This is a genomic window from Taishania pollutisoli, assembly GCF_014518315.1.
In the GTDB taxonomy this organism is placed as follows: domain Bacteria; phylum Bacteroidota; class Bacteroidia; order Flavobacteriales_D; family Crocinitomicaceae; genus Taishania; species Taishania pollutisoli.
In genome coordinates, this window is sequence record NZ_JACVEL010000004.1 from 372,581 (window position 1) to 378,580 (window position 6,000).

Consider the following 6,000-nt stretch of genomic DNA (forward strand, 5'->3'; position numbering starts at 1 on the left):
AACGAAATGGCAAAGATTAGCAGACCGAAAAGTGCCCCTGCGATAGACATGACGCCTATGGTGGACCTGGCATTCTTGTTGGTTACGTTCTTTATGCTTTCGGCTAATTTCCGTACGGATGAAGTGGTTCAGGTAGATACACCTTCAAGTATTTCAGAAATGACAATGCCTGAAAATGTAGTGTTGATCACGGTAGATCAGGGAGGGCGTGTTTATTTTGGTATTTCAGGAAAGGAAGAAGCAAAACAAAATTTGCTGAAACGAATGTCTGAAAAATACAAAGTCCCTTTTTCTCCTGAGCAGATCACAACATTTGGATCATTGACAGACTTTGGATGTACGATCCAGGAAATGCCGGCATTTTTGAATATGTCCAGTGAAGAAAGAAAACGATTCGTAGCAGAAGGTAAAACGATGGCAATCCCGACAGACTCCACCAATAATCAGTTAAAAGACTGGATTAATTTTGGAAACATTGAAATGTTGGCTGTTGGAGAGAAAGCTTACTTTGATGCAAAAGACAGAGGATTGGAACCAAACATCAATGAGTTCAAACCCAAGTTTGTCTTGAAAGTTGACGGGAAAGCAGAATACCTGTACGCAAAGAGAGTAATTGAAACATTCCGTGATTTGAATCTCAACAACTTGAACTTTATCACGTCGTTGGAAGCAGATCCGAGAAAACCACAGTAAGATATGGCACAGATACAAGATACAGGCGGCCAGGAAAAAGGTGGCAAGAAAAGAGCAAAGCGAGGCGTCCCGACAATAGACATGACACCGATGGTGGATTTGGCATTCTTATTGTTGACATTTTTCGTAATGACGTCGACGTTTAGTAAACCAAAAGTAATGAGTTTGGTTTATCCTGCAAAGCCAAAAGTAGATGATCCAAAACCGACACAAGAAATTAACAATGCTGTTACTTTTTTATTGTCTGATGACCGGATTTTTTACTACCAGGATGCATTCTACCTCGAGGGGAATCCAAAAGGAAAACCTGCAACACAGTTGGAGGAAACGGATTTCAGCCCTCAGGGAGTGAGAAAATTACTCACAGACTTGAACCGATTTGTACTTGAGAAAAAAGCAGGGTATGATCAGGAGTTGAAACGCGGGCAAATTGCCGACAGTACTTACCTGCGTTTGGTAAGAGAGGCAAAAAGTGATAACGCAGCGTTGAAAGTGTTGATCAAAACAGATGATATGGCAACGTGTAAAAACTTCATCGACTTGATTGATGAGTTGAAAATTGCTGACATCGGGGTAATTGCTCCGGTTGACATCACTGCCGAAGAGCTCAAGTTAGTTAAAGCTAAAACGGATAAATAATTAAGCTATGGAAATTATCATTTTCATTACAGTTTTGGTGTTTGTGGTGTCACTTTATGATTATTTTTCTTCAAAAAGTTGGCAACAGGTAACATCAACTGCTCGAAACGAAGTAGTCTTCGATGAGAGAAACAAGGAGTACGGTGCGTATCAAATTCGTAGAAATTACGACCGAAATTTGATCCTCATCATTTTGGGATTGGCAACAACTATCGGACTTGCTTACGGAACGTATTTGTTTATAAAGTCGTTACCGGAAGAAGAAATCGAAGCGCCGCCAATCGATACATCGGTATTTACAATCGAAGCACCGCCATTGGATGATGAAGTACCACCACCACCACCGGTTGAAGAAGTACCCGTACAGTTGGAGAAAACGGTAGAGTTCTTACCACCGGTAGTAACGGATGAGCCGGTAGATAATCCTCCTCCGATTCAGGATGCGATGACAGATACGAAAGCATCTACACAGACAAACGATATTGAGACGGAAACATTCACACCTCCGACAGTTACAGCTCCGAAAGTTGTAGAAAAAGAGGAAGAAATCCTGACATTCGTTGCTGAAGAAGCTTCTTTCCCTGGAGGAACAGCGGAAATGATGAAGTACCTGGGGAAAAACATCAAGTATCCTGAGGTAGCGATTCAGGCAGGAATCCAAGGAAAAGTAACATTGCGTTTCGTAGTCGGAAAAGACGGTAGCATCGAAAACGTAACTGTTGCAAGAGGTGTTCCGGGATGTCCTGAGTGTGACAAGGAAGCAATTCGTGTGGTAAAATCCATGCCTAAGTGGAAACCTGCGAAAAACGACGGTAAAGTAGTGAAAAGTTACTTCAACTTACCTGTAACGTTTAAACTGCAATAGTTCATTTTTAAACATAGATAGAAAGCCCGGTTCAATTTGATCCGGGCTTTTTTATGCCTTAAAAACAGACCTGTTTAGCAGGTCAAATTCCGGAAGTGACGGTAGAATCAATAGCTTGCTTACTTCCATCGTTTACCCTGTTTTTCATAATCGAATGGTTTAACTTAGATATAAACCTTTAAAATTTGAGTTATGGAAATTATCATTTTAATTACGGCCCTGGTACTGGCAGTTTCACTGTATGACTTCTTTACCTCCCGCAGTTGGCAGCAGGTCACATCTTCTTCCCGGAATGATGTTGTTTTCGATGAAAGAAACAAGGAATACGGAGCCTACCGGATCCGGAGGGACTATGACCGGAACCTGTTGTTTGTGCTTTTAGGAATTGCAGGATCTATTGCAATTGCCTACGGTTCGTTGATGTACTATTATTCATTTCGTAAAGATGCTGAAAAACTTCCACCTGTTGATCCGACGGTTACGACAATTACACCTCCGCTGATTGAATTTGAAATGGAGATTGAACCGCTTCCGGATGACGGAGCTGCAGCGACTCAGGCTACAAATACCACAGAATATATTAATCCTGTAGTTGTGGATGATGTGGTGACGACAGTAACACTGACACAGGATCAGTTGGAAGGAACACAAGCTTCAACATCGACCTCCACAACAGGAAGTGAGTTTGGTACAACAACAGGGGGTGAGGTTACCGCAACAGGAAGCGGAACTGGCGATGGTGACATCGGCGAACCGGCAATCTTTGTCCAGCGCGAAGCAATGTTTCCCGGGGGTTATACGGCAATGGCAAAATACCTCGGAAATAATATTAAATACCCGGAATTGGCATTAATGGGAGGAATTGAAGGAAAAGTAACGTTGCGGTTTATAGTTGGAAAAGACGGAAATATTGAAAATGTTACTGTGGCAAGAGGTGTTCCGGGATGCCCCGAGTGTGATAAGGAGGCAATCAGGGTGGTGAAGTCAATGCCGAAATGGGAACCTGCGATGAACGATAATAAAATAGTGAGAAGCTATTTCAATTTACCGATTACCTTTAAGATCAAATAGGTTTACCTATCAGCAAAATACCCCGGATCACAATTGATCCGGGGTATTTTTATTGCAAAGGTAGGTTATGTTGGGAATGAAAAGAATGGGAGCAACTTATAAACCAAGTATGTGTTTGACTTCTACTTCGGTAATTGTTCTTTTCACTCCTTCGGGGTTGAAATATGACCGGGTTATCAATCGTCCATGGATCGCCACTTTTTTACCTTTTTCACCAAACTGTTCGATAAAACCGGCAATATTTCCCCATGCAAAGGCTTTGTGCCATTCTCGTCCTTCTCTGATTTTACCATTGTTAGCACGGTATTGTTTTTCTGTTGTGACATCAAACCGAACAATTTTATTACCGTTTTCAAATTGCATAATCCGGTTGTCTGAAGCAATACTGCCGATTAAGGTCACATGATTTCTGATGGTTGTCATAGCTGTTTGGAGTTAAAGGATTACTAAATCGTTGATCTCTACTTCCGATACACATTTACGTTGTCCGTTCGAATTGTAAAAGCGGGTAATTAATTTCCCTTCTACAGCGAGTTCCATGCCACAGAAACCTAACTCTTCGAGTACACGTGCCCATTTCCCCCAAGCGGTCATTCGGTGCCACTGTGTTTTTTTCTTTGATGTCCCTTCTGCGGTAAGTACCATTTCATTGGTCGACATGGAAAATTTTGCGATACGTTTTCCGTTGTCTAATTCTACAATTTTGGGTGTAGAGCACATTTTCCCGATTAAATTTACGTGATTCATGGTTTGTTTAGTTTTATGCGGGAAGATCATAAAACCTTCCCGCAGGTAAGTTATTTTTTTACTTGTCAGATTTTGGGCTGAGCACCAGGAATTCATTCATTTCAACATTTGTTGCATAGCGTTTCTCTCCTGCTTTCGTTTCAAAACTTCTGTTGACCAGTTTCCCTTCAACAACAACCTCTTGCCCTTTTGATAATAATCGTTTTACCAAATCTGCGGTTTTTCCCCACGCATTGATGTTGTGCCATTGTGTGTCATCTACCCATTTACCGGATTTATCCTTGTAACCGGAATTGACAGCCAGGGAAAAACGTGCGAGTGCTCTTCCGTTTTCTGTTGTTACATACTCCGGTTGCGCTCCCAACCGTCCGATCAAACTAACTTTGTTTCTTAATGTGTTCATAATGTAAATTTTTAAAAGTTTGAAAAATTTGTTTTGTGTGATTTGATCTGTTCAATCGAATCGACATTGCAAAGTTGAGGCGGTATGAAAATTTTATCCGGTAATTAATTAATTTCTGTCGGTTAACATTCGGTTGTAGTCGGTTGTAAATGAATATTAGTTTGATTTTTAGATTGTTATATTGTATAGTTGTCAAATACAGAAGTGGATGATACAAATAACAAAAGAGGATGATACAAAAGTGAATTTTTGAATGTAAAATGCTCTAATAAACTGTCAAAATTATTAGAAAATGATAGTAGATGTCATTTTCAGAAGTAATTGAGAATAGTTGTCAGATACACAGAATAGAATAATACAGAAACGAAATTTAGATACTAGAAATTCTTTTGTGAATTGCTGAAATTATCAGATAATATTATCGGAATTGAAATTAGGTATAAATACCTGTTTTACAAAGATGTAACGATTTTTCGAGATTTGATATATATATTTAAGCCGTCATTCATAACTATTGAAAATGTTTTATAGAGTAAAAAAATACGATAAAACCTACAAAAACATGTTTGTTCTTGATAGTGATTTAGATTTAACAAGTTTAAAATCTCGGACAGAAATTGAAGATTGCGCAAAAAGGGGCTATGAACCTTTTAGCAATGATGTAACACATATCACTTCACAAGATGTTACATGCAAATCAATGGGAGGAAAAAAACGGCATTCTGATATAATTGAGATTTAAAATGAGAGGGTTTAATATAATTGTAATTGTGATTTTGATTATCTCGACAATTAGTTGTGGTACAACATTAAAACGATATAGAACATTAAAAAGGACAGTTACCAATGATACATTAGTAACTGTAAATATGATTTCTTCGTCAATTAATAATTCTATAGTAGAAGAGCAATATAAAACTATTTTTGATTTATCAGATAGAGGGCAACAAGCTATTTTAACTGATAAAACCAGTGATAAAATTCCAGAAATTTTAAATCAAAAATTTCAAATTAAACAGAGTCAAAAATTAAAAACAATTGACTTAACAACAAAAAAATTACGTGTAACTTTTTCAATAAATAGACTTAGATCCTTTGATAGGAGTACGCTAAATGCTTATGACAGAATTGAAGACTTGAAATATACATTTAAGTTGTCTAAAGATATATATGATGAAGTCAAATTTTTGAAATGGAATAAGTATACTACTGAATATGGAACTATTGATATAGGTACTCTTGAATATAATCAAGGTTATACAGCAGATCTAAGTATAAATGGGAAAATTGGAGCTAGTTATAGCTCTGCGGATACGCAAAAAGTAGATGAGAATAATTCTAAACAATCTTCAACCTCATTAGGCCCCGAGATATCTGTAGGGGGAAATTTTGGGTATACACAATCAAGAAAAGAAAATCAAATATTTAAGCAAAGATATATACAGTTTACAGGTGAGTTTAATGATTCCAGTTTCTCTGTACATCAACAAGGTGTTAGGGAAATAGTGTATCGACCCCTTATTAATTGGACGGATTTCCGCTGTTAGTTTAGGTTGATTTTATAGTTTTACGGCTTTCGCCG

At 38.2% G+C, this 6,000-nt stretch carries 9 protein-coding genes; 6 read left to right on the forward strand and 3 right to left on the reverse strand.

Annotated elements, in window-relative coordinates; all coding sequences use genetic code 11:
- The first annotated feature begins 6 nt into the window (after nt 1-6).
- The 4 genes from H9Y05_RS08760 (at nt 7) to H9Y05_RS08775 (ending at nt 3,268) form a co-directional block, all read left to right on the forward strand.
- Complete coding sequence (locus H9Y05_RS08760) at nt 7-693, forward strand: ExbD/TolR family protein (protein WP_163489939.1); 687 nt, start codon at nt 7-9, stop codon at nt 691-693.
- A 3-nt stretch (nt 694-696) separates the two neighbouring features.
- Nucleotides 697-1,332: an ExbD/TolR family protein gene (locus tag H9Y05_RS08765; protein ID WP_163489940.1), complete on the forward strand. Its 636-nt coding sequence runs from the start codon at nt 697-699 to the stop codon at nt 1,330-1,332.
- A gap of 7 nt (nt 1,333-1,339) precedes the next feature.
- Nucleotides 1,340-2,197, forward strand: a complete 858-nt coding sequence (locus H9Y05_RS08770) for an energy transducer TonB (RefSeq protein WP_163489941.1) — start codon at nt 1,340-1,342, stop codon at nt 2,195-2,197.
- Between the two features lie 192 nt (nt 2,198-2,389).
- Entirely contained in the window at nt 2,390-3,268 is an 879-nt protein-coding gene (locus tag H9Y05_RS08775; RefSeq protein ID WP_216714058.1) for an energy transducer TonB, read from the forward strand.
- Nucleotides 3,269-3,364: 96 nt separating this feature from the next.
- Here the strand turns inward: H9Y05_RS08775 and H9Y05_RS08780 are convergent, their stop codons facing one another.
- The 3 genes from H9Y05_RS08780 to H9Y05_RS08790 are packed head-to-tail and all read right to left on the reverse strand — an operon-like array spanning nt 3,365 to nt 4,418.
- A complete protein-coding gene (locus H9Y05_RS08780) occupies nt 3,365-3,691 on the reverse strand; it encodes a single-stranded DNA-binding protein (protein ID WP_163489943.1) in 327 nt (108 codons plus the stop codon).
- Nucleotides 3,692-3,703: 12 nt separating this feature from the next.
- The gene (locus H9Y05_RS08785; RefSeq protein ID WP_216714059.1) at nt 3,704-4,015 is read right to left on the reverse strand and encodes a single-stranded DNA-binding protein; all 312 of its coding nucleotides are present in this window, start codon (nt 4,013-4,015) and stop codon (nt 3,704-3,706) included.
- Nucleotides 4,016-4,073: 58 nt separating this feature from the next.
- The gene (locus H9Y05_RS08790; RefSeq protein WP_163489945.1) at nt 4,074-4,418 is read right to left on the reverse strand and encodes a single-stranded DNA-binding protein; all 345 of its coding nucleotides are present in this window, start codon (nt 4,416-4,418) and stop codon (nt 4,074-4,076) included.
- A gap of 520 nt (nt 4,419-4,938) precedes the next feature.
- Between H9Y05_RS08790 and H9Y05_RS08795 the strand changes: the two genes are divergently transcribed.
- Together H9Y05_RS08795 and H9Y05_RS08800 are read left to right on the forward strand one after the other, a co-directional pair.
- Nucleotides 4,939-5,160: a hypothetical protein gene (locus H9Y05_RS08795; protein WP_216714060.1), complete on the forward strand. Its 222-nt coding sequence runs from the start codon at nt 4,939-4,941 to the stop codon at nt 5,158-5,160.
- A 1-nt stretch (nt 5,161) separates the two neighbouring features.
- Nucleotides 5,162-5,965: a hypothetical protein gene (locus tag H9Y05_RS08800; protein ID WP_216714061.1), complete on the forward strand. Its 804-nt coding sequence runs from the start codon at nt 5,162-5,164 to the stop codon at nt 5,963-5,965.
- Nucleotides 5,966-6,000 lie beyond the last annotated feature (35 nt).

Bases quoted from the DNA above. Each gene is read 5' to 3' on its own strand.
- H9Y05_RS08780 (WP_163489943.1), bottom strand. From the start codon at position 3,691: ATGACAACCATCAGAAATCATGTGACCTTAATCGGCAGTATTGCTTCA.
- H9Y05_RS08785 (WP_216714059.1), bottom strand. From the start codon at position 4,015: ATGAATCACGTAAATTTAATCGGGAAAATGTGCTCTACACCCAAAATT.
- H9Y05_RS08790 (WP_163489945.1), bottom strand. From the start codon at position 4,418: ATGAACACATTAAGAAACAAAGTTAGTTTGATCGGACGGTTGGGAGCG.
- H9Y05_RS08775 (WP_216714058.1), top strand. From the start codon at position 2,390: ATGGAAATTATCATTTTAATTACGGCCCTGGTACTGGCAGTTTCACTG.
- H9Y05_RS08800 (WP_216714061.1), top strand. From the start codon at position 5,162: ATGAGAGGGTTTAATATAATTGTAATTGTGATTTTGATTATCTCGACA.
- H9Y05_RS08795 (WP_216714060.1), top strand. From the start codon at position 4,939: ATGTTTTATAGAGTAAAAAAATACGATAAAACCTACAAAAACATGTTT.
- H9Y05_RS08765 (WP_163489940.1), top strand. From the start codon at position 697: ATGGCACAGATACAAGATACAGGCGGCCAGGAAAAAGGTGGCAAGAAA.
- H9Y05_RS08770 (WP_163489941.1), top strand. From the start codon at position 1,340: ATGGAAATTATCATTTTCATTACAGTTTTGGTGTTTGTGGTGTCACTT.
- H9Y05_RS08760 (WP_163489939.1), top strand. From the start codon at position 7: ATGGCAAAGATTAGCAGACCGAAAAGTGCCCCTGCGATAGACATGACG.